General features: G+C 37.7%; 18 protein-coding genes. All 18 read right to left on the bottom strand.

All coding sequences use genetic code 11. The features are described from left to right. Nucleotides 1–22: 22 nt before the first annotated feature. Nucleotides 23–217 (bottom strand): DUF3787 domain-containing protein, encoded by a 195-nt coding sequence (locus QA584_RS12195; RefSeq protein WP_278274782.1) that lies wholly within the window; start codon nucleotides 215–217, stop codon nucleotides 23–25. Between the two features lie 205 nt (nucleotides 218–422). After that, the gene (locus QA584_RS12190; RefSeq protein WP_278274781.1) at nucleotides 423–3,362 is read right to left on the bottom strand and encodes an EAL domain-containing protein; all 2,940 of its coding nucleotides are present in this window, start codon (nucleotides 3,360–3,362) and stop codon (nucleotides 423–425) included. A 282-nt stretch (nucleotides 3,363–3,644) separates the two neighbouring features. Further along, a complete protein-coding gene (locus tag QA584_RS12185) occupies nucleotides 3,645–6,800 on the bottom strand; it encodes an AAA family ATPase (RefSeq protein ID WP_278274780.1) in 3,156 nt (1,051 codons plus the stop codon). Further along, nucleotides 6,797–7,951, bottom strand: a complete 1,155-nt coding sequence (locus tag QA584_RS12180) for an exonuclease SbcCD subunit D (protein ID WP_278274779.1) — start codon at nucleotides 7,949–7,951, stop codon at nucleotides 6,797–6,799. Before QA584_RS12180 ends, QA584_RS12185 begins: the two co-directional genes overlap by 4 nt. Nucleotides 7,952–8,415: 464 nt before the next feature. Further along, nucleotides 8,416–9,327 (bottom strand): AraC family transcriptional regulator, encoded by a 912-nt coding sequence (locus QA584_RS12175; protein WP_278274778.1) that lies wholly within the window; start codon nucleotides 9,325–9,327, stop codon nucleotides 8,416–8,418. A gap of 215 nt (nucleotides 9,328–9,542) precedes the next feature. Then, nucleotides 9,543–10,301 carry a tRNA threonylcarbamoyladenosine dehydratase gene (locus QA584_RS12170; protein WP_278274777.1) on the bottom strand — a complete coding sequence of 253 codons (759 nt, stop codon included), beginning with the start codon at nucleotides 10,299–10,301 and terminating at the stop codon, nucleotides 9,543–9,545. 467 nt (nucleotides 10,302–10,768) lie between these two features. Beyond that, nucleotides 10,769–11,386 carry a DUF3793 family protein gene (locus tag QA584_RS12165; protein ID WP_278274776.1) on the bottom strand — a complete coding sequence of 206 codons (618 nt, stop codon included), beginning with the start codon at nucleotides 11,384–11,386 and terminating at the stop codon, nucleotides 10,769–10,771. A gap of 424 nt (nucleotides 11,387–11,810) precedes the next feature. After that, nucleotides 11,811–12,338, bottom strand: a complete 528-nt coding sequence (gene msrA, locus QA584_RS12160) for a peptide-methionine (S)-S-oxide reductase MsrA (RefSeq protein ID WP_278274775.1) — start codon at nucleotides 12,336–12,338, stop codon at nucleotides 11,811–11,813. 273 nt (nucleotides 12,339–12,611) lie between these two features. Further along, entirely contained in the window at nucleotides 12,612–13,286 is a 675-nt protein-coding gene (locus QA584_RS12155) for a GntR family transcriptional regulator (protein ID WP_278274774.1), read from the bottom strand. A gap of 39 nt (nucleotides 13,287–13,325) precedes the next feature. Beyond that, complete coding sequence (locus QA584_RS12150; RefSeq protein ID WP_278274773.1) at nucleotides 13,326–14,933, bottom strand: mannitol dehydrogenase family protein; 1,608 nt, start codon at nucleotides 14,931–14,933, stop codon at nucleotides 13,326–13,328. Nucleotides 14,934–14,984: 51 nt separating this feature from the next. Beyond that, the gene (uxuA, locus tag QA584_RS12145; RefSeq protein WP_278274772.1) at nucleotides 14,985–16,064 is read right to left on the bottom strand and encodes a mannonate dehydratase; all 1,080 of its coding nucleotides are present in this window, start codon (nucleotides 16,062–16,064) and stop codon (nucleotides 14,985–14,987) included. Nucleotides 16,065–16,254: 190 nt separating this feature from the next. Next, entirely contained in the window at nucleotides 16,255–17,535 is a 1,281-nt protein-coding gene (locus QA584_RS12140; protein ID WP_278274771.1) for a hypothetical protein, read from the bottom strand. 130 nt (nucleotides 17,536–17,665) lie between these two features. Beyond that, entirely contained in the window at nucleotides 17,666–19,438 is a 1,773-nt protein-coding gene (locus QA584_RS12135; RefSeq protein ID WP_278274770.1) for a methyl-accepting chemotaxis protein, read from the bottom strand. A gap of 718 nt (nucleotides 19,439–20,156) precedes the next feature. Beyond that, nucleotides 20,157–21,476, bottom strand: coding sequence for an urease accessory protein UreH domain-containing protein (locus tag QA584_RS12130; RefSeq protein ID WP_278274769.1), 1,320 nt, complete (start codon nucleotides 21,474–21,476; stop codon nucleotides 20,157–20,159). Then, nucleotides 21,476–22,093, bottom strand: a complete 618-nt coding sequence (locus QA584_RS12125) for a DUF2318 domain-containing protein (protein ID WP_278274768.1) — start codon at nucleotides 22,091–22,093, stop codon at nucleotides 21,476–21,478. Before QA584_RS12125 ends, QA584_RS12130 begins: the two co-directional genes overlap by 1 nt. 52 nt (nucleotides 22,094–22,145) lie before the next feature. Then, nucleotides 22,146–22,679: a hypothetical protein gene (locus tag QA584_RS12120; RefSeq protein WP_278274767.1), complete on the bottom strand. Its 534-nt coding sequence runs from the start codon at nucleotides 22,677–22,679 to the stop codon at nucleotides 22,146–22,148. Between the two features lie 402 nt (nucleotides 22,680–23,081). Further along, nucleotides 23,082–23,495, bottom strand: coding sequence for an Hsp20/alpha crystallin family protein (locus QA584_RS12115; RefSeq protein ID WP_278274766.1), 414 nt, complete (start codon nucleotides 23,493–23,495; stop codon nucleotides 23,082–23,084). A gap of 289 nt (nucleotides 23,496–23,784) precedes the next feature. Further along, nucleotides 23,785–25,137: an endolytic transglycosylase MltG gene (mltG, locus tag QA584_RS12110; RefSeq protein WP_278274765.1), complete on the bottom strand. Its 1,353-nt coding sequence runs from the start codon at nucleotides 25,135–25,137 to the stop codon at nucleotides 23,785–23,787. Nucleotides 25,138–25,246: the final 109 nt, after the last annotated feature.

The raw sequence follows: 25,246 nt of genomic DNA, 5'->3' as shown, positions 1-25,246 counted from the left end.
ATTTTTCTCCACTTCTAGATTTCTATAATTTACTGCCGTTGTCTACCCAGTTTTTTGCCTTTTCCACATTATATTCATTTGGAATGCCTACATTGGTGTCATCCTGCAGTTTTTCTATATTGGCCCAAGCAGCCGTTCCCTCATTATTTGTGCAGTTTAATTTTCCAAGACGCTTGTTATTCGTACCGCTTAATGTATTTTTTACATTATCCTGCATTGCAAAGCTCCTCCTTCCTGTAATTAGATAAAAATTCATATTCATTAAATTCTCCAATTTTCTTTTTATTTATGCAAAGATAACCAAAAAGAGCTGTCCTGAAATCAAAAACAAATTAGAAAAGCTACAGAAAAGCAATCGCATTTCATTTCTTGTTTTTGAATTCAGGACAGCCTGATTTGGGACACAAAATAAGTAATAATTACTATGGTACAATATTGTCAAGAAAATTATGGTTATATATTTTCTCAACCTCTTCTTCCTGTAAGGGTTTGCTAAAAAGATAACCTTGTATATAATCACAGCCACCGTTCTTTAACCGTCTAAGCTGATCCATGTCCTCAATTCCTTCCGCCGTTATGGCAAGTTCCAGACTATGCACCAGCGCAATCAGATTGTCCATTGCCTTTAAATTATCCATGCTCAGGAATTTTTCACACAGGGATTTATCCAGCTTAATCTTATTAACCGGTATAAACGTCAAATAATTTAAGGAAGTATAACCGGTACCAAAATCATCCAATGCCAGTTTCGTGCCAATATTCCGTAACTGTTTTAAGAATTCAATGGTATTCCCTGTCTTTTCAATCAAAATACTTTCCGTTATTTCAATTTCCAGATAGGAAGGGTCTACCTCATATTTAATCAGTGATGCCTCCAAAAACTTAAGAAATCCGGAATCATTGATCTGTTTACTGGAGAAATTAATCGCCACCGGCTTTAACTTAAAACCTTTATTCTTCCAGTCAGCAAGTTTTTTTATTGCTTTCTCCGTTACCCATCGGCCAATTTCATGGATTAAACCAGTCTCCTCGGCAATCGGTATAAATTTATCAGGAGACATTCTGTAATTCTTAAGTCTTAGCAACGCTTCAAAACCAACAATATCTCCGGTCAATACATTGACCTGGGGCTGAAAAACCAGCATTAACCCATCTTCCTTAAGAGCTGACCGTAAAATCATTTCGATATCGGTTTTACTTTTTAACTCATCCTGCATATCATTATTATAAAACATGTAGTTATTTTTACCGCCCCGCTTCACACAATACATGGCGGTATCTGCATTCATCATCAGATGCTCTATATTATCGCTGTCCTCTGGAAAACAGGTAATACCAATACTGAATTTCACATAGTTTTCTTTCTCATTTAAAATCAGAGGTTCCTCAAAGAGCTTTATTATTTTATCTGCATAAGCTTCAATGACAGAACTATTTGTTTCATCTGATATCAGTATTAAAAACTCATCACCGCCAAATCGGGAGACAAATAATTTTTCATCGGCTATACCGGATAATTTTGAAGCTATCTCCAGGAGCATCATGTCGCCATAAAAATGACCCAGTGTATCGTTTATGCTTTTAAAATTATCGATATCTAGAAGCAGGACTGCTCCCTTCTTCTTTAAGGTCAATGCCTCTTTTATCTTATTCATGAAATTAAGGCGGTTTGGAAGATTGGTAAGATAATCATGAACGGCAAGATATTCAATATACGCTTCCTGTTCCTTCATCTTGGTTATATCCAGTATAATCCCATGAATAATTCTTAGTTCATTATTAATATCTTTAAAACCCTTTCCCCTTACAAGGACCCATCTTAAATTGGAATTCTGGTCGTAAATAGGCAACTGAATATTTATCTCTTCTTTTTCTCCAGCTTTATAAGCATTGAATTCATTTCTGATTTTTTGCTGCTCCTCGCAGGTTAAAAGAAGATCGAATAATTTATAGACATCCTCCTGTTCATTTAGGGATTTATTAATATCGTTAATGAATTTCTTAGATATATGGATTTCGTTGGTTATAAGATTATACTCCCATACGGCACTGTCAGTACTTTCAATGGCTACACTGTATTTTTGGTTTAAGGTCTCAATTTCTTCATTATGTTCCTGAATGGTATCATACTGTGCTCTAAGTTCCTCTTCGGAGGCAGTTAATTCTTCAAAGGTCTGGGTCAGCTCCTCATTGCTGTCCTGAAGTGCCTTTTCAATTCTTCTGCGCTTAATATTATCAAGAGTCAGGATAATTACGATTACCACCAGACAAGCCAATACAAAAAGGGTGTTTAAAACCAATTGCTTATGTTGTTCATAAAAACTGATCTTTTTATTAATAAGAACGGAATTTTCAGGAATTAAACCTGGGTCGATTTTAAATTTTTTAAGAAGCTGATAGTCAAATGTATAGGTATTGGGACTATCTGTTATCATGGCAATGGTTTCTACCGGGGTTCCGTCAAAAACCCGGCAAAGCATCCCTGCTGCTATTTTGCCAGATTCTAGATAATTCACCATTTTACCGCCTAAAATTCCTTTACCGACTCCTCCTACTTCGGCTCTTAATATAGGAATATGAGTATGTTCCCGCAATAGGTCCACGGCCTCTGGAATGGTAAGGGTATCTCCGTTCTTATCGGTATACATGCTTAAGTATAATAATATAGTATCCTTGCCAATGCTTTCAAATACATCCTCTAGTTCTGAAAATGTATATTGGGAAACATTAATATCATCAAAGATTAGCTGCTTAAAATATTCCTGATTCTGATAAAACTGCTCGCTGTCCCCTCTCCCTGTCAGAGTATCATCCACAATGGCCACTACTCTTTTTGCCTCTTTGTTTATTTTTAAACCAAACTGGATGTTTTCCCTTAGTGACATCTCTTCTACAATACCGGTTATATATTTATCAGAAGCTGCAAGCCTTGCTCTGTCAAAATCATTAACCCCCAAAAAAACAATAGGAAGCTCCTTGAATAAATCCTCCTGGTAATCCATGACAAACTGCAGGGCATTATCATCCCCCACCAGGATTCCGTCATAGGGAGCCAGATGATCTAATTTATACTTTAGCAGGTCATAAAATAATTTTTTACTCTCTTTTGTGTCAAAACGCTTTGTATCCATAAATTCTACATCCAACTGGATGTTAAGAGGATCGAGCACCTCTCTGATTCCCTTAATCTGATCGGGCACGCTTAAGAAACTTTCACTATAGGAGCTGATAAACAATACATGCTTGTCCTTTTCACGGCTATAGGCGACATTAGGTTTTACATGAACAAAATAGCTGCTGATACAAACAACTATAATCAAAACAGTTACCAGATATTTTATAAATCGACTTAATTCTTTCATAAATGCCCCCCATTTAACAGCAACAATTCAACAATTTTATCTTATATTACATATTATACCATATTATTCCTGATTTCGCCACAGTTAAAATGAACAAACATTTATAAGGATATATAGGATAAATGGGTGGTGACTTATAATTCTTAGAATTAACATATACCGTTTCAAATCCACTATTTTTATTATTCTATTATTGATTTGAGGGTCAAAAGCCTAATTTAGGTTGTAAAATGAATAACCCGGTATATATTCATTAATTAAGTTTTTTGAGGCTTTTGACTCTCAAATTATTATTTTATCAATATAACTTCCCTTGATATCTTTCTTAACAATAATCTGCTTTTCCATTCTCTCTTTTAACTCCTCCACATGAGAGATAATACCAACCAGACGGTTTCCCAAAGTAAGGTTGTTAAGGGTATGGATGGATTGTTCCAGCGCCTCCGTATCCAGTGAACCGAAGCCTTCATCCACAAACATGGTTTCGATTTCAATACCTCCTGCGTAGTTTTGGATAATGTCAGAAAAACCAAGGGCCAGGGATAGTGCCGCCATAAAAGATTCTCCGCCGGAGAGGGACTTTACATTTCTGATTTTACCGGTCCAGGTATCATATACATTAAGTTCCAGCCCGGTTGCACCTTGTAAACTGCCCTCTTCCTTTCGCAGCAGTTGATAGCGTTTGCCGGACATTTCATAAAACCGTTTATTGGCTTCTTCAATAATCTGTATAAAATAAGCTGCCTGGACATAGGTTTCAAAAGTAATCTTTTGTTTACCCTCTAATCTCCCATTCGCTGTTTTTGACATGGCACTAATGTCTAAATACTGTCTGCTCTTTTCCTCCCGTATCTTATTAATATCTTTTATATGAGTAAGGATTCCCTTATTTTCTATAATCCGGTTATGTACCTCTTTCTGTAGTTTCTCCAATTGATTACGTTCGTCACTGTTAAGTTTAATCTCATTCCGGATGGCTTCTAGGTCTGCCCTTTCCTTCCCGTAAGTCTTTTCCTTTATACGGTCGAGGCGGACTTTTATCTCCTGTCTGGCTGTCTCATACTGTTTGCAAGTATTTTTTATTTCATCAATTTCTTCCTGGGTCAAAAGTGCATTCAGATAGTCTTCTTCCTTACGGAATCCATATTCTTTCAACTTCTTTAGAAATTCTTTGCATGCCAAATCAAGGGCTTCTCGTTGGTCCTGGCACTGATTGGTAAATTCACTTAACAGACCGATGGTAGTTTTTAAATTTCCATCCGCCTCATGATATTCTTTTTCCGCTCTTAAATACCGGTTCCGCAGTTCTTCCAGTTCCCCTTTTTTCTTTGCTATTACTTCTTTTGCTTCCTCTAAAGAGGCAAATTCCAGCTTACTTTTTATGGCTTCTATTTCCCGTTTGCAGGCCTTTAATTCGGCTGTAGTCTGAATCTGTTCTTCTTTTAACTGTGCTGTTTCAGCCTCATAGGTTTCCAGGCGCTTTTGTAAATCTTTAAGTTGAATTTCACAAATTTCCTTTCTGTCACATTCTGATTTTAACCTGGCTTTTGCTTTTTCCAGGTTAAGAATTCTTTCCTTGAGGACAGATAAACAATCTCTGACGAAAGAAAGCATACTTTTAAGGTCAGTCCCGACTTCTTGCTCTTTTTCCTTATATAGTTCCGATAAGGCTTCCTCTATTGTCTTTCGTCTCGTTTCAAATTCTTTCTTCGAGCCGCTTGCCCTCATGCTGGCCTGAAGCATTTCTTCATTCAGGATATCTTTTTTATCTTTCAGTTTATTTAATTCTGCTTCGGAAGGCGCTTCCAGTAAAAGCTGTGCGGTCTTTGGATGGGTTATGGAACCGCACACCGGGCAGGGCATCCCGGTTTCCAGGGTTAAAGCCAGAATTCCTGCCTGCTCACGCAAGAAAGCCTTTTGCTTCGTTTCATATTCATTCCTGGCAGCTTCGTAGCTCTCTTCTGCCATAAGGAAGGTTTTTCTGTGGTTCTCTGCTTCTTCTTCCAGACGGATTAAGTTTAAAAGCTCTGCTTCTGACTGCTTTAGATGCAGTACTGCCAATTGCTCTTTCTCTAAAGTGTTCGCACAGTTTAGATAGTTAACCGGACTGTCTTGTATTTCCTTTAATTCCTCGGACAGATTCTGATTTAACTCCCTGGATTCTTTCCTTTTTTTAAGCAGCAAAACTGCCGTTTCCTCGGATTTTTTTAAATTACCGGCTAACAGGTTTTCTTGTTCGGTCAATGCTTTTAGCACATCATATTGAGGAAGACTTTCTTCTATATTACTGATTGATAGATTTAAGGTATCCCTGTAATCCATCTTTGTAAATTCTTCTTCATAAAGATTTTTAGTATGAATAACTCTTACTTCTAGTTCTTCCTTTTCTTTACCGGTAGCGATAAGCCTCTCTTCCAATTGTATTAGTAGAGCTTCTTCTCGTTTTTTCATATCTTCTATCGGTTTTACATAAGAGAGTGCCCTTTGCCCGGTAACTGCTTTTTGCTCCAGGGCTTTTATTTGCTCTTTCTGTTCTTCCAATTCTTCTTTTCTGATTTGGAGCTTTTCTTTTTCCTCAAAGTCATTGTTGATTGCTTTTCCATTGACTTCTTTTTTGATTAATTTTTCCTTGGCCTTATCAAGTTTACTTAGTTTATCATTTACTTCACTTAAGATATGGCTATCCTCCTCTAAGAGAAGGTCCAGGCAGTCTAATAATCCACTAACCTGATTTATATTTCTTAGTGCTTTAAAGCTTAGAATATTCTGATACTGCTCTGATTCTTCCCTGCCTTTAATGCCGTCTATATATTGTAGGATGCTTTTCTCCATGTCTTCATTTTCATTTTTGAGACTGATTTCTTTTTCTTTTAATTTATAGGAAACCCTTCTTAAAAAGTCAGTATTAAATACCTTTTGCAATATTTCATTTCTCTTATCATTATCCGCTAAGAGAAGCTCTAAAAACTCTCCCTGGGCAATCATTGCAATCTGTTTAAACTGGTCATATCCCAGACCGCCCAGTATATCGGAGATGATACCTTTTACTTCATTACGGTTGTCAATCTTTTTCCCGTCGGGCATCAGAATATATGCACCTTTCTTCTGTTCTGCCATGCCCTTTCCCCGGTCACTTTTTCTGGTCTGATCTGGGTACCGGTTAATGAGGTAATGCTGACCCTTATGGACAAATTCCAGGGTTACCTCAGTAAAGACATCAAGTGTCGCAAAATCACTTCTTACGGAATTAATCTCTCTGGTCAGACCGCTGGTCTTTTCGAATAAAGCATAGGATATAGCGTCAAAAATGGTGGTTTTCCCGGCTCCCGTATCCCCGGAGATTAAAAACAAGCCGGAACTTCCAAGTTTTCCAAAATCAATGGTGGTGGTCCCTGAATAGGGTCCAAAGGCACTTATAGTTAGTTTTAACGGTTTCATTCTGCCTCACCCCCAAGTTCCATAAAAATATCCTGCATTATTTTCCTCTGAGTCTCATTTAATTCCACATTATTTTGATTTTTATAAAACTCTTCAAACAAATCCATAGGACTTCGGCTTGCCACATCACCAGAGGCTGAGGTCCTTGAATTCTCATTAACCCTGGATTTTGCATTTTCCTTTTCCAGAATTAAGATATTGGGATACACCGTCCTGAGTTTGCCCATGGGATCGTAGATGTCCTCTTCATCCGTTATGATTGCATGTATATAGTCTTCCCGGTTTTTTCCGGTGTAGATTTCCTCTTTTAGCAGATTATCTAGTTTATCCTTTATAATCCGCATATCCCTGACCGGATGCAGGGGGATGGCCGTAACCGATACCTGGTTTTTATCCGTTATCTCCAGACAGGTTACGGACTTTTTATGGTTTGCTTCCGAAAATGAATACTTTAAAGGTGTACCACAATAACGGACTGTTTCCCGCCCGATTCTCTGGGGACCGTGAATATGTCCTAAGGCAACATAATCAAAAGCGTCAAAAACTGAAACATCAATATTATCAAGCCCCCCAACGGACAATAATTCAGAATCCGATTTCTCGGGTTCAACTCCTTGATTGGTAACAAACTGATGGGCTACCAGTATATTTCTTTGTGACTGGTCTATCTGTGCAGCTTCGATTACTGCCTTTACTGCCTTTTCATAAGTATCGGTTTCTTCCTCCTTAAAGAAGTAGGATACAACAGAGGGCTTTACAAAAGGAAGGAGATAGATATTAATACTCCCAAATTTATCTTCCATGGATATTTTATCCATCTTTCCGCGAAAAGTCCCTGCTATATGGATACCACTCTTACTCATTATCTCTTTTCCGAAGTTTAGCCGCTCCGGAGAATCATGATTGCCGCTTATGATAAATATCTTTATCTTTTTCATATCCAGTCTGGTCAGAAAGTCATCGAAGATATTAACTGCCGCTGCGGTAGGCACGCTTCGGTCATAGATATCCCCTGCTATTAAGATTCCATCCGGTTTTATATCATCAACAATTTCCAGTATTTCATTTAGTATATGTATTTGGTCATCGGTAAAATCTGTTTCCCTGAATTTTTTCCCTATATGAAGGTCAGAAATATGTAAAAATTTCATTCGAATTCCTCCTTTGCTTGTTTTTATCATATATCACCAGACTGGGACAGGCAAGTAAAAGTTCTTGGAATATGATTTTATTATAAAATTAGGATAAATCAAAATATAAAACTTTTAAAGGTATTCATATTAGTACCTTTTTCAGTAATGAATCGGTATTGTGTTACCATATAATTTAAATATTCAAACTTAGAAGTTATTTTAGTCTTGGTATACTTGATAAAATCAGCAAGGAAGGTGATTAAGAAAGCATGATTATGCTTTCAATTTAGCTTTAGGGCTGATTTTACCAAGTGTTTTTAAGTTTATTAACTGCGAAGTTTGAGTTAAATACATATTCCTGGCAGTCTGTAGACAAATTAACTTATGAATTTTAGATTATGCAAAAAGGCATGGGGTATTCCATGCCTTTAGTATGTATACATTATTAAATTAGGAAATTATCTAGTCTCACACTATGATAATTATCTTCTTATAATTGGTGCATAAATTTGAATAGCGTCAGTTTCATTTTTAAAGTGCTTGTCATACACTTCAAAGAGAGGATAACGTGAATATGTGTTACCATTCTTTGTGAATACTTCATCAGGTAAACTTAGGTTGTTTTCTTTTAGGAAAGTTTTAAAGAAATATTGAAAAAAATTCCCACTCGTTTCATCTTCCAAAGTGCAGTCAAACACTGCATATTCCGTAGTATCGAAACGACGTCCAATTAATCCTGTTGGTATGTTCTCAAGTGTTGAAACTTCAACAGCAACAATATATTTTGCTGTATCATCCTCCGTTTCGCTGTGAGTCATTCCATAACAAAGATGGTCATGAACCTGATCAGGAATTTTTTCTATTAAATTTTCGTTTCCCCATTGTTTGTATAAATCGCCTATACTGTGAGTTCCTTCACTGGTGTGATAATTTATATCAGTTTCTATGCCAACTACCAAAAAACTGTCTTTCTTGACAAATTGAACCTTCTCAAACACTTTTTTTAATTCCATAGATATACCTCTTTCCATTAATAAATTTTCAAGATTTAGAGGAAAGGGTTTGATATCTGGATTTAATTGACGAAATCTTGCCGGCGAAATTCCATACAATTGTGAAAAACTCTTAGTGAGTGCTTGCTGAGAACCGAATCCATTTTCATAAGTTATCTCAATAATCCGTTTATCCGTTCTTTTGAGTTCCAATGCTGTTTGATATAACCGATAACGTAGTATATAATCTTTCATTGTGTAGCTGGTCAGCGTCCTGAACACAGTTGATAAATGTGACGACGAAAGATATACATGGCTGGCCACATCGGAAACAGTAATAGGTTTGCTGTACTGGCACTGAATATACTCTATGGATTTTTTCACAATATCTGTATAATCCAAGTCAATCCCTCCTTCCATTATAATTATATCAAATGGTAGGTTATAAGTTTTGTCAAAATTAACTTTTTTACAGATGTTTACTGCACTTAATATACATACTCGGCTAATAAATTCTAATTTATTAAATAATATTATCATCAAGGATATAAATATAACTTTGAATGTTTATAAGAATAAGCTTTGAAATTGTGAAGAAATCAGTTCTTGTACGTTGTTTATCGAACCCCAGTTAAATCTTTTATAACCTCGCCTGCAATTATTAATCCGGCTACAGACGGTACAAAAGCATTGCTGCCTGGTATCTGTCTGCGTTCGGTACATTTTCTCTGGGCACCGGGTGGACAGATACAATTACTCCTACAGCTGATGGACATATCTTCAAGGGGCTGTCTTGCCGGCTCTTTTGAATATACCACTTTAAGTTTCTTAACTCCCCGTACCCTTAATTCCTTACGCATTACCTTAGCTAAAGGGCAGACTGAGGTTTTATAGATATCCGTTACTTCAAATCGTGTCGGGTCTAATTTATTCCCTGCACCCATACAGCTTATAATGGGCACATTACATTGATTGGCCCGCATTACCAGTTCAAGTTTAGCTGTTACGGTATCAATTGCATCAACAATATAGGTATATTCCCGAAAATCATATTGATCTGCTACCTCAGGAGTATAAAAGGTCTGATGCGTATTCACAACTGCCTGAGGATTGATTTCAAGAATCCGTTCTTTCATGACCTCTACTTTGTATTTGCCAACGGTTTTTCTGGTCGCTATTATCTGCCTGTTTATATTGGTAAGGCATACTTTGTCATCATCAAATAAATCAAAGATACCTACTCCGCTTCTTGCCAAGGCTTCTGCCGTATATCCACCGACACCGCCGATTCCAAAAACAGCTACCCGTGACTGACTTAATTTCTCCATAGCTTCTTTTCCAAATAAAAGCTCTGTTCTTGAAAATTGATTTAACATGCAATTACTCCTGTTCTATATTAAAATCACACAAATTGTTCTTTATTTCCCAGATTACCTATCTATTTAACCTGAAATATCATAGCATTTTATAGCTGTCATGTCAACCGGAATTGGCTTAGAAACGGTTTGACGATAGTTTGTTTAAAGGGAACGGCAGTATCCGGGTATGCTTGTAATTTTTTTGTAGGGAAAGAACCCACATGGCACTAAAACTTGGTGAACTGCTTAGAACAGTCGTAAAAGAGTAAAACTCGCTTCGCTCAGACAATTACTCTTTTACGACTTGTCGCAGTTCTCCAAGTTTAAGTGCCATGTGGAACCTTTCCAATACAAAAAAATTACAAGCATACCCGGATACTGCCTTTGTCTTTGGATTTTTACTGGGCATTACTGCAAAAAAGCGCTAAAAAGCTGAAGGCTTTCGAGCGCTGTGTTTTGTTCTTTATTGTTATTATATTCAGTTTTTATGCGGAAAGAAGGAGTTCTTTTAAATTCCTTCCTTCAAAGAATAGTTCCATTGCGTTTTCTCTCTGTTTTTTGAATCGTTCAAAGGTTCTGCCGGCTTCTTCAACATTATGATACACTTTCCAACAACCGCATAACATATAATTCTCCCCTTTATTTTTGATGAATTCTTCTACGTCAATGATGGGATATCCTAAAAATATGCCTACTTCGTGGGGGAATTCCATCCTTTTGTTTTCTTTAAAGCACTGAAATCTTATTTGAAAATGAAACAGGTTGTAATCAAAATTTTCAGCTCCCTTGCGATAGCCATTTTCTTTTAATATAACATTGTTACTGTTTTGGTCTAATACCTTTTTTAAAAGCTCACTTTGATATATTATGATATAAAACGCAGTTCCATTTTCATATAAAACCTTATAATAACATCTGAATTGGTCACTTTCCTCTTTTAAAATCTGAAAAAAGCGTTCCTGATCTTCTATATATTTTTTCTGAAAACATACCAGACTGGAAGGCTTTTCATTTAACAGGGTTGGCATACAGCTATTGGCAAAGGTAAACATTACATATGACGTAACTTTATCTCCCCTCATATTAAAAATATCATCGCTCATAACTATTCCTCCAGCATCACAATTTCTTTGCAGTTATCAGTTATCTCATCTTATTGATAACCGTTCTCATTATATAATATAATCTTACGGGAGCGAATATAAAAAGTCAATATTATAAATGAGAACAATTATCAAATAACATTGATATCTTAGGAATATCTTTTGCAATTATTAACTAAATTATGTTCATGAATTTTAATTCTAAGAGAGGATTCTACAATTATGAGAAACATATCGGAATATAAAAATATAAAGTGACTGTTAACAGACATATCATCAAAACTTACATTGATCATTAGAGACTATTGTATAAAGTACCTGAATAAAACACCAGGGTCACTAAATCCAGAACTCTACCTTTTCTGAAATAACAACCCTGGTAATTATTGTTTTACTATATCAATCTTTCATATTATTATTGGTTTTAAGCCCTGTTTGGATCTACAGCAGCCTTGGCCTTATCAAACTTATCTACACCGATATGGCAGTAGCCACTCGGGTTTTTATCCAGATATTTTTGATGATACTCTTCTGCCAGGTAATAATTTCTTAATGGCAGAACTTCAATTGCAATGGGTTTTTCATATCTGGTCTGAAGGTCAGTGATGGATTCTTTAATGATTTCCACATCACTTTCATCAATATAGTAAATACCGGTACGGTATTGTGTTCCGGTATCACCACCCTGTTTATTGACTGACGTAGGATTAATCACATCATAATACAATGTCAGTATAAAGGACAAGCTGATAACCTCCGAATCATACTCCACCCTTACTGTCTCCGCATGCCCGGTATTATTATGGCAGACTTCCTGATAGGTCGGATTCTCGGTATTGCCATTGGCATATCCTACATCGGTTTTTATAATTCCATGAATTCCGGATAAATACTTTTCAGTACCCCAAAAACAGCCTCCGGCTAAATATATGACTTTCATTTCCTTAAGCATAACTATTCACCTCGTAAAAATTTTTCGCTGTGTGTCTTATGAATGCATCATATATCACCCAACTTCCATTGTCAATATCGAAAACAGTTTATCCATCATATCGAAACAGTTTATCCATCATGACATATCGAAAACAGTTTTCCAACCATGAACTTGCCAAGGAATAGACCGCATATACTATAGGTATGTCAAATGCCGATTCTTTTACCCATTCTGCATATGATAAATGCTGCGGCAAATTGAATATAGTTTTACCGCAGCCTGCTATTTATTTCATTTAAAATAATCTGGATATTGCTTTTTTAATTCATCTTCATCCAGCTTATATCTGGATAAATGTTTCGTGACAATATTCTTTGCCGCTTCCTTATCCTTCTTTCTGATGGCCTCCAACAAAGTACGGTGATCTGAAATATTCTTGGAATCCTTAATTACGGATAAGCTAAGTCTTCTGACCCGGTCAAAATGTGTCATCATTCCGCCCAGTAAATCATAAGTAAATTTCTTATTGCTGAGCAAAAAAAGCAACTCATGAAATTCATTATCAAGCTGTAATAATTTGTCCTTAGCGGAATGTTCCAGATAAAACTCCTGCAATCTGAGGTTTTCTTCCAGGGCAAGAAAATCAGCTTCCTCTGCCGTATCACAAGCAATCTCCACCATAGCCTGTTCCAGTATTAACCTCACAAATCTAGCTTCATCAACCAATCCAGTATCAATTAAGGAAATATAACTGCCTCTTTGAGGATATATCTCTACTACTTTTAACTTACTAAGTTCAATTAATGCTTCCCGTACCGGTGTCCTGCTAATCCCCATCTCCTCTGCCAGTTCGTTTTCACTTACCATACTGCCAGGTATCAGATTCAGATAAATAATGTTGTGCTTTATTACACGATACGCATATTCCCGTGCCGTTTCTTTTCCGTTTCGTTCTAAAATGTACATGATAATTCCTCCGAATTCATGTTAGTATAAATAAAACTCTTAGTCAAGATACTTTATCAGAGTTTTACGAACGGCACCCGGACCTTTAATCAATTCCAAAAACATGTTTTCTATTTTATCTCCCAAACCAGCGGTATACAAATCTGTTCCAAAAATAATGTGATTTGATAAAATTTCAGCCACTTTCTCATGAATGCCTTCTTTATCCCCCAGTCTTATTCCGCTAATAAGAGGCGTTAACGACTCTAACATAGGGTCGGGGCTTAATTCAAATAAATTACCGTTATCATCAACTGCCATCAGATACCTTAACCACCCTGCCAGTACCAGAGGTATAAAGAACAGTGATTCCGTACTTAAACCTTCCTTATTCGCATATGCTTTTATTGTTTCCCCAAAGCGTATACTCAGCTTTTGTGAAGTATCACAGGCAATTCTCTGTGGCGTATCCGGCATAAAAGGATTTGGCAGTCTTACCTTAATTACCTCCTCTAAAAAATCACGTGGTTTTATGATTTCCGGGTCTGATACTACCGGAAGTCCTTCTATATACCCTATCTTATGTACCAAAGCCGCCAGTTCTTTATCCTTCATCTCTTCGGAAATCTTATCATAAGACAATAAGCAGCCAAAAATAGCCAAAGCGGTATGTAAGGGGTTTAAACAAGTACATACTTTCATCTTTTCAACTTTATCTACGGTTTCTTTTTCCGTATAAATGATTCCGCCCATATTTAATGGGAGACGACCGTTCTTAAAATTGTCTTCGATTACTAAGTACTGTGGTTCTTCTGCGTTGACAAAAGGAGCTACATATGTATTTTTTGAGGTAATCACAGTCTGGGTATCATAAAACCCAGACTCTTCTAACATAGTAATAACAGATTCCGCCGGTCTTGGGGTTATCTTATCAATCATGGTCCAGGGATAAGCAATCTCCTCTTTTACATATGTTAAAAAATCTTCCTCCACCATTCCATTCACAGCCCACTGTTCTGCAAATGTTGTTACAGCTTCATAAAGCCTGGTGCCATTGTGGGAACAATTATCCATACTGACTAAGGTTAACGGGAACTTTCCGGCCTTGTACCGCTCATAGCACAGTGCTGTCAGCTTTCCGATATAACTTTTGGAATCGGACGGTTTATGAGTAAAATCCTCCGATACACTGTTTATAAACTCCTGCTTATCATTCTTTAGGCTGTATCCTTTCTCTGTTATGGTAAAGGATACCATCTTTAAACCTTTGGTTCTGAAAATTTCAGTTAACCGGTTCCAGTCATGAGTATTCTGCGTATCCATCGTCAGGGATTCTGCGATACTTCCAATTACTTTCTTTTCCAGCCTTCCATCTGCCTTTAAGGTTACTAGTAAACTTAAGTCATCATAATTTTTATAACTTTTTTCTATTATTTCATAATCGTATCCTTCCGCAACAATAATGCCTTTCTTTAATATCCCTTTGTTTAATAAATCCTGGCATACAGCTGCAGGAAAGGCGCGGAATATATTACCGGCTCCAAAATGGATCCATTCCGGCTCCTGCCTGGTAGCTTTTATCATCACACTGCGGTTAAACTGTGGCAGTTCAAAACCTCTCTCTTCCCAGATTTCTCTATTATCAAGTTCCGATTGTTTTAATTTCATACTTTCCTCCATCTAAAGCATCAGCGGCAATTCACCGTTAATCGGCTTACATTATTTACCACTATTCTTATCTGCTTTTTCCACAGCTTCAATAAGCCCATTTAGGTAAGCTGCCCCCAGTGCCCGGTCATATAAGCCATAACCTGGCATTGCCACCTCTCCCCAGATTGCACGCCCATGGTCCGGACGAACCGGTCCGTCATATCCGACTTCATGAAGGGTTTTTATAATCTCGTACATATCAAAAGAACCATCACTGGATAAATGTGCGGCTTCATCAAACTTACCTGGTCCATGATGAATCAGGTTACGTACATGTGCAAAATATATCCTGCCTTTTCCTGCCCGTATGATTTCACATAAATCATTTGCTGGATTAGAGCCGTATGAACCGGTACAAAGAGTCAGCCCGTTAAATTCCGCATCTACGGCCTTTAAAAGTCTCACCGCATTCTCTTTACCGGTCATAATTCTTGGCAGGTTAAATACCGGCCATGCCGGATCATCCGGGTGGATTGCCATCTTAATCTTATATTGCTCGCAGACTGGTCTAATTCGATTCAAAAAATAAACCAGATTATCAAATAGCTTATCACTATCAACATCTTTATAAAGTTCAAACAATTCTTTTACGTGTACCAGTCTTTCCGGTTCCCATCCCGGCAATATAAATCCGTTGCTAGTTCCGTCTATCTGGCTAAATAATTTATCCGGTTCTATCTTATCGATTAATTCCTGGTCATATGATAATACGGTAGAGCCATCGGTCCTCCGTTTCGCAAGATCCGAACGTGTCCAGTCAAATACCGGCATAAAATTATAGCACACCATATGTATATCTGCTTTTCCCAGATTCTCAAGCGTGGTTATATAATTATCAATATATTTTTCTCGTTCCGGCAGTCCTATCTTTATGGAATCGTGTATATTAACACTTTCAATGCCTGCTATCTCAAGACCTGCGGCTTGTACTTCATCCTTTAAATTCTGAATTTTCTCCAAGGTCCAGACTTCACCGGCAGGTATCTCATACAAAGTAGTAATTACACCATGGACTCCAGGAATTTGTTTTATTTGCTCCAGGGTAACTGAATCATGACCGCTTCCAAACCAGCGTAATGTCATTTGCATTAATTAGTCCTCCTTATGTTTTATCTTGTATACTAGTATATATACTTTACCTTTTATTATGCATATTGTCAAGTGCAAGGAACATTCTCTCTAACAAGACTTTTATTCCCGTGAACTAAAGGTGACTAATAGTAACTAAAAGTAAAAACCCCTCTCATTATACGGGAGGGGTTCTTATCAAAATATCTCTTTATGATAATCTTAAAATATATAAGGACGATACAACACTTCCTGGTGCAAGTATCGGGAATCCGATTGTTGCAAAGGAATTATTGGCAATGGTAAGAACTGCCGGTACCGTACCAACTTCTACGATAGCAGAGATTTCAATTATATTGGTTGCCGCAAATGCTCCGGCCGTACCACCTGGTACCGGTACACCATTTAAGTTAATGGATATTGAAGTTAAAGCTCCAATCACATCAGCAGTAAAAGATACCAGATAAAAACCAGGCTGGGTAATAATTGTTTCTGTTGCATTCGGTAAAGTAAATCCGGTAGGAACTGCAGGTACATTACCACTGTTAAATACAAAATCATCGCCGCCGAGGATGGTTATAGAGGGATCTGTACTAAAACGATATACAAAGCCTGCTAATCCGCCTGATGGTCCAGGAGGTCCGGGAGGTCCTGCTGGTCCTTGCGGACCGGTGGCTCCGGTTGGGCCGGGAGGTCCTACTGGGCCGGTGGCTCCTGCTGGTCCTGCTGGACCGATTGGTCCTACTGGTCCTGCCGGACCGGTTGCTCCTGTGGCTCCGGTTGGGCCTGCTGGACCGATTGGTCCTACTGGGCCTATCGGACCGGTGGCTCCTGCTGGACCTGCTGGACCGATTGGTCCTACTGGTCCTGCCGGACCGGTGGCTCCAGTTGCTCCAGTGGCTCCGGTGGCTCCTGCTGGACCTGCTTCACCTTGTGGTCCTTGCGGACCGGTGGCTCCTGCCGGACCTTGTGGTCCTGCCGGACCTGGTATACCTTGAGCTCCTGCCGGGCCTGCTTCACCTTGCGGACCTGCCGGACCGATTGCTCCAGTGGCTCCGGTGGCTCCGGTTAAACCAATTGGACCCTGCTCTCCTTGCGGACCAGTCGGTCCAATTGGACCTGGTGCTCCTGCTGCTCCGGTAGCTCCGGTGGCTCCGGTGGCTCCTGCCGGACCTTGTGGGCCGGGAGGTCCTGCCGGGCCTGCGGGTCCTCTAGGTCCGACTGGACCAATTAATCCTTGTGGACCTTGAGGACCTTGTGGACCGAGAGGTCCAGGAGGTCCGGGAGGTCCAGGAGGTCCAGGAGGTCCGGGAGGTCCAGGTGGGCAAGGTGGTTTCGGTGGTTCCGGCGGACATGGCCAGTTTGGATCTGGTGGGCATGGTCTGCCTTGATTCCACTGATTGCCCAGACTTGAAGCTGTAACAATAGATTTATCTACATTTGAATTATTAACTGAGGATTTCGAAGTTGATGAATTTTGATCAGCGTTCATGCAAAAACTCCTTTCTGTTTAGATCAGGATTTAAAATCCTTACACATTAATAATATGGTTTTTACAGAAAAAGGTGCAACATAATTCATCAATATTCAAGGATATTTAACACAGAAAATCTAAATATAAATCAGACTAAAGTATATTCTCTCAGCAGTTCCTCTAATTTCCCTGCCTGGTTAATAAATTCTTCACTCATAGCAGAACTTTCCTGAGACGCTGCTGAATTTGACTCGACAATGGTGGTAATCTGCTGAAGATAGGACATGGATTCTTTTAACTGTCTGGCTTCGGCTTTCGAATTCCTTGACATACTCTCCATAACCTGATTGGTCTTCATGGATTCATTAACAATTATCTTAAATTTATCAGCAGTTTCATTGGCAACAAGAACCCCTTCCTTAATTGCACCAATGGTACTGTTAATCAAATCCGCACTGGACTTTACAGCTTGTCTGCATTCGTCTGCCAATTTACCGATTTCACTTGCCACTACAGCAAAACCCCTGCCTGCACTACCTGCTCTTGCAGCTTCAATCGAGGCATTCAAGGATAACAGGTTTGTCTGCTCTGCGATTGATTCGATTACACTGATAACTTTAGAGATTTTACCTGAATGTTCAGCTATTGCTTCCATCGCATATACCAGAGAAGTCATCTGACTGTTTCCCGACTGTGCAGCCGATACGGTATTCTGTGCCAGTCCCTGGATACTGTCCGCATTACTTACATTTTTATCAGCCATAACTACAATCTCATCGATCTGCTCTACAAGACGGTTAATTGCACTCATCTGATCCGTACCCCCATCTGCAACAGTTCTTGCAGTGTGGGCAATCTGATCTGCCCCAGCGGTAATCTGTCCTGCCAGAGCATAGATGATTTTCATCATATCTCCAAGAGACATAACCGTATTGTCAAGGGATGCCTGGATAGGTTTAAAATCTCCATCATAATCAATAGATACCCGAACTGTCATGTCTTTTTCTTCCAGCCGTTTCACTGTTTCGGTGATATTACCAATATAGCTTTTTAATTTTCTTGCAGTTTCCATAACCGCTTCGCATAGTATACCCATTTCATCTTCTGAGGAAACAGATATATCAATTCCCAGATTTCCTTTGGATATTTCTACCATCGCTGCTTTTAGTACCGTAATCGGTTCAGTGATACTTCGTTCCGTTAATCTTAATATGTAATAACAGCTTCCTGCACCGACTATAATCAGCAGAACAAAAATAATAATACCTTCATTCACTTTTTGATCCGACTGTTTCATATAATTTTTACCGTATATAGAAAAATTGGCTTCTATTTCACTTAACTCCGACACGATATGATCTAAAATCGGTACATAGTCATTTTTGTAAATACTGTATAACTTCTTCTGATCAAATACATTGGCACTGTCTAAAATCTGGGTTCGGTAACGGTTACCTTTATCAAATTCCAGCTTTAAGTTATTAACTATTTCAATATTATCATCCTCTAGCAAATCCATGGCATTCGTTAATTCCGTTACGCATTGTTCCAGCTTACTATATTCTTCTTCTGAAGCCTGTATGTATTTTTTGCACAAATCTTCTTTTTTGGTCATATATGCCCGAAAGATATTATTTTCAATATTCTTCATGGCCACCTGTGCGCTTTGGACATTCTGTTCTATGGCATATGGTCCAGCATAAAACCTGTTTAATTGATTATCGATTGCTTTCATATTAATAATACCAATAGTTACAATAATTAGGGCTATGATACCTGTATAGATAAATGTTAGATTTAACCTCCGATCGATGGATAAATTTAAGAATTTTTTTCTGTAGTACTTGATTCCTTTTAAGCTTACAGTACCTTTTCTCAAATTCCTTTTATTACCTCTGCTTTTTTTAATTCGCATCTTCATAAGTGTCCCCAACTTTCTTATCTGTTTGTTTACTAAGCTTATTGATCTTCTTTATTATGCCTTCAGATTATCAATTTTAAGTAAAGTCAGTGTTTACTGACTGTTAATCTTATGTAAAGAAATAGGGAATAATACCCATGAAAGGTAAGTATTAAGTTTTTGAAAAGCTAAATTTTATTGTGTTAATTTTATATAAAATAATGGTAATATCAGCATAAAATAAGGGTTTATCTGTATATTAAGCAATTGTAAACTTTGTCGTATAAGATAGAATTATAATATATTTCGTCGTAATAGATACTTTACATTTGCCATTCTGTTTTTGGATTCAATTTATCATAACAGTTTTATTTAGCATGAAAATTTTTTATTAGTTTCACTATATGCCAACTCATAATAAGCTTCCAACAAAATTATTCTAAACGGATCATTAACTCCCAACTCATAATCAATCTCGAATTAAAATATTGGGCAACATTTAATTTAATTTCAAATTCGCTTATTTGACAATATATAAATAATCTCAAATTCAATTAATTGATAATACATAAATAATCTCAAATTCGCTTATTTGACAACACATAAATATTCTCAAATTCAATTATTTGACAAAACATAATAATGGCTGCTGCAAAATTCAAGGGATAAATCACCTGGAAAAGTCCAAGTTTTATAACCTTCAATTTAGCAGCAGCCATGTTTATTTTAAATTCATTTTCTAATCAACTACAGTTATGGAACTCCTTATCATACCCATCCAACAGCTAAACCCAAATCTGCCTGATTCAGTCGGTGTAAATTCAATTACATTATCACCTTCTTTAAGCTTAACACTCAGATTATATTCCGGTATAATCATTTGATTGTTACAGCCGTTTATCATACCTTCACCGGCTTTAATGGTCCATTTTACTGGGACACCGGCTTTAACGGTAATAGCAGGATATCTTCCATAATCCAAAGTAGTGGTTATCTCCTGGTATTTACCATTCTCCTCTGCAACATTAGCAGAAACTTCCGTTCCTGTTTGCAGCTGAGGCAGTGTGACACCAGATAATGCAAGACCGTTATTTAACATACCGATACCCAAGACTACGACCAGCATAGCACAAACCGACATCATTTTATCCGTGAAGCGTTTATTCAGCTTACTGCTTACAGTTCCTAACAGGTACATTAGGGGTACCGTACCAAGGCTGAATAAGAACATAGATAAGGCCCCGGCAAAAAAACTTCCGGTAGAAAGAGCATATAACTGCATACTTTGCAGAGGACCGCAGGGCATTAAGCCATTTAGTAATCCAATATAAAAAGAGGAGTGTTTTTTATATTTCTCCTGACTTACTCGTTTGCCGATGAATTTTGGCATTTTCAGATTGAACCTGCGCAGCCATGGAAATACATTCAGCATATTTAATCCCATGATTACCATGAACACACCTGCAAATACTGCTACTGCACCTTTAAACCCGCCTCCAAGGCTGACTGCGGAACCCAGTAATCCTACAATTCCACCAATAATCGTATAAGATACCACACGTCCCAAATTATACATAAGATTAGGGATTAAGACAGAAGTATGTCCGCCTTTTACCGAGTTTACACTCTGTGCCAGATTAATTCCCCCACACATAGCCACACAGTGGAGGGACGTAAGAAGACCGATTACAAACAACATTCCGTATCCCATACTATTTTGTATTTGTGGAAAAAAATTAGTGAAATTCAGTAATCCAAAGTGCTTTAATATAATGTAAGCTCCAAATATCATAATTAAGATATAAAGTGCCTGGGAATTCATGGACTGTTTGGTATCAGGAGGCGTATCCACCACTTTGTAATCCAGGCGGTTGATTGCCGCCTTTATTGCATTCAGTTTTATGACATCTTCGTCATAGGTAATATTCACTTCCCCTTTACCGTAACTTGCCTTAGCGTTAATGATACCCTTCATGCCAGATAACGTATTTTCAATCGTCAGTTCACAATGTGCGCAGCTCATACCGGAAACTGATAACTTTTTTTTAAGCTGTTTCATTAAAACTTCTTCCAGTTCGTAAACCGTTCGGCATTATCTTGTAAGAATTTAGCCGGTATTACGATTTGAGTATCGGTAGTAGTCGCATCTGTATCGGTAATTGGTACAGGATTACAACCGCCGCGTTCCTGACCAATCATATCCAGACTGAATTGGTTTCCACAGTTCTGGCACTGAACAGAATCCCCCTGCTGCTCAAAAAATGCATAGGGGCTGCCATTACATACCTGACAGGTATTTAAGGCGGTGCGAATGGTTCCGTCACTGGCCTTAACAGCAAATAAGCCCATAGTAGTTCCATTAGCATCATATTCATAAAAAGATGCTTTATCCGTAATGTCGGAGAGATTAATTACAACATCACCCTCCTCGTTCAAAACCGCTTCTTTTGCAGAGGAACCGGAAGTTCCTGTGTCACTTACGGCAGTGATTTCGTCTGAAGCATTTTCTGCAATACTAGAAGTATCTTTATCTGTATTGGCAGCTTTCTTATTCGGAGCTAATACTACCAGTGAAATTGCTATGGCAGCCACAGCCACAGCTCCAATCATAAGTGGATTTACTTTCTGATTTGATTTCTTATTCGCTGGTTTTTTGATTGGTTTGTTGTTGGCCATATCATTGATTCCTCTCTTTTGATATCATTCTTTGACTAAATTATGAAAAGGATTAGTGGCAGGAAGGAAAACCTCCGTTACCTCCACTAGAAGCACCACTCTGGGTACTGTCTGAACCGGTACCAAATATAACAGCACACTGATCATACATGTTTAGATAATATTCTTTGTCATCTTCCGTAATTTCACCGTTTTTCACGGCATCCTCAAGTTCTTTCGTAAAACTATCCCGGTCAATTAAATTACCATTTTCATCAAGCATGTTAACAGAACCGCTTCCACAGCAGCTGCCCTGGCTTAAACTGTCATCTGCCTGACCAGATGCGGCAAGGGTAGGATCAAGGGCTGATGACTGTCGGGTAATTGATGTTCTGTCTTGTGTATCCTCTTCTTGGATATTTGACCCCTGTAAAAATTCGGTCTTTGTAATGCCGGTTTTTGTGTTACCTAAAGAATTCGTTGTAGTCACTTGTGGTACATTCACGTTATTGTTTGATATTTGTTTTCCATAAAAGGCATAGCCGGTTTTGACAGATGCTACTGAAATGGCTATGACTGCAAGTATAATTACTGCATTTTTCTTCATTCTATATTTCCTCCTTAACTTATTGTTCTTCTAGAGTATATTGAATCTATATGGAGGTTTTATGGAGAAATGTTCAGACACATTTTTTTCACATTTTATTCATTTTCACTTTACACAATTATCTGTCAGCTTATAAAAGCTTTCGCCAAACTTAACACCTCTCCTGTACTGAAAAAGTTATTAGCCAAGTGTCTTATACTGATACTCAAAACAAAGAGTCTGGCCTCTCCAGACTCTAGCACTGACGAACTGTCACATCCATGACACCTTCTTATTAAGCGTCATGTACATCCTGCACAGAGTACTTTTTATTTTACAGGATGGCAAGAAAACGTTTCAGAAAAATAAAAATAAGGGTCAACCTGACCCCTTTGCCAGGATGACCCTTAAGACTTTCTTCAATTATTTAATATCGATACGCTTGGTTTCAGAAGCTTCTATTGCCTCTTTGGGAAGCTTTAATTCCAGAATGCCGTTATTATAGGCAGCAGTTATATTCTCTTTGGCAATTCCACTTACATGAAAGCTCCTGGAATAGGAATTATAATGCCGTTCCTGCCTGATAAAATTATCTTTTTCCTCATTTATCTCTTCTTTGTGATTTGCGGTTATCTTAAGCAGGTCATTATCTAAGTCAATATTAATCTCTTCTTTTGCGAATCCAGGTAGTTCAGCCTGTAACAGGTAATGATCGCCCTTATCAATTACGTCTGTATTGTAATTGTCAAAACTGCTTAACAGATTTCCAAAGAAATCCTTGTACATGTTACCAAAGAAAGATGGTTGGGTTTGTTCGAATAACATTGGTCTTAACATAACTTTCACTCCTTTTTAAAATATAAAATTTTTACGCAACTAGTAAATCTTTTATTTTATAAAGGACTTTTTGTATCCTTTGCAATATATGTTATATCACATATATAACACGTATACAATAAACAAAAAATAAAATATATATAAATATTTTATAAACTAAAATAATCAGTCTGAGCTCTATAAAAATCAGTCTGAACTCAATTTACTTTGTTTTAAGCTCAGACTGATCTTTCATTTAAAGATTTAATGTTTATCTTATAACTTTATCTTATATATAACTGAAAGTGATTTACTTACCTGATATGGCTTTTATTTCTTCATAGGTTGCTGTAAAATAATATTTATCATCTTGATCACTGCAAAAGTATAAATAATCGGTAACTGCCGGATTCAAGGCAGCTTGAATTGCTTTTCTGCCCGGATTGCAAATCGGTCCTGCCGGTAATGCTTTACATTTATAAGTATCATAGAATGAATCATAACGCAACTTATCTCCGGTTATGTAGGGTTTTATATATCGCGTCAGGTAGAAATCGGTGGCATCCAATTGTAATGGCATATTCGCTTTCAATCGATTATGTATTACAGAAGAGACATTGGACATAACTTCTGGTTCAGCTGCTTCTTTTTCTATCAACGATGCTATTGTAAGAATCTCATCCATCGTATAACCCAGGCTAGCAGCCTTCGCCCTGTCTGCATCTGTAATTTTTGCATTGGTATTATTTAATATTCTTTTTAATACATCTGTCCCTTTGCTTAATCGGTAAAACTCATAGGTATCCGGATATAGATAGCCTTCCAATTTAAAGCATCTGTTTTCATCCTCCGGAATTTCCTTCACCAGGCTGTTATCATATTCCGTTTCCAGGGCATCATATAAAAACTTGGTTGAAGCACATACTCCTTTTTTAACAAGTAAATCAAATACCTGAGCAACGGAATACCCCTCTGGAATTGTTACTCTTACCGTAGCGGATATATTATTAACACCGGTGGCTTTTGGTATTGCAGTAACTGCTTTATACGGATTATAAACAACTAAGCCGCTGTATGTATAGGTATCATAACCTGCTAATTGCATGTCCGTTACTCCAAAAGATTTCACCCCCGTGATACTTGACATAACCCATTTCAGAGATGACATATGTACCATCATTGCATTGCTATCAGGGGAAATATAGGTTTTATACGGTAAAGACTTTTTAACACCCTTTGCTTTCCCACTGGAGTAATATATGCATTTGTTGCTGCCACAGGTAAAAACCAACTTTTTACCTGTATTTGTATTCGTTACCGTTGCCTTGTTACTTTTCGCATCAAAACTTAAGTTCAATACCGGCATAAGGCTGGTTAATTTCTCTAAAGGCATCATGATACTGCCGCTGTCGGTAATTTCAATTCCTGCGTCTGTGTCGGTCTCGCCAGGTTGAGTGGTTTCGGCGGTTTGAGTTGTTTTGCCGGTTTGAGTCGTTTTATCAGTTTTACGGTTAACATCATAATAAGTATATTTTCCATTTTGATCGGCAATTACTATTCCGTATTGTTTCACTGCTCCTTTTGCAACTTTGGGAAAACCGGCAACGGATAAGAGTAGGACCATTACCGTAAAAAGAGTAATTAACTGCTTGTATCTTTTCATTATAAACTTCCTTTCTGGCACTAACTAATATTTTTTACCTTTTACATCCCTTTATTTTACACTTTTATTCCAGATAAGTCACCACTAAATTACAACTTAAGGAAATCTT

It is taken from the genome of Anaerocolumna sp. AGMB13025 (assembly GCF_029689925.1).
In the GTDB taxonomy this organism is placed as follows: Bacteria; Bacillota; Clostridia; order Lachnospirales; family Lachnospiraceae; genus Anaerocolumna.
Note: the sequence above shows the minus strand (reverse complement) of the source record. Positions and strands in the feature narration are given on the sequence as shown.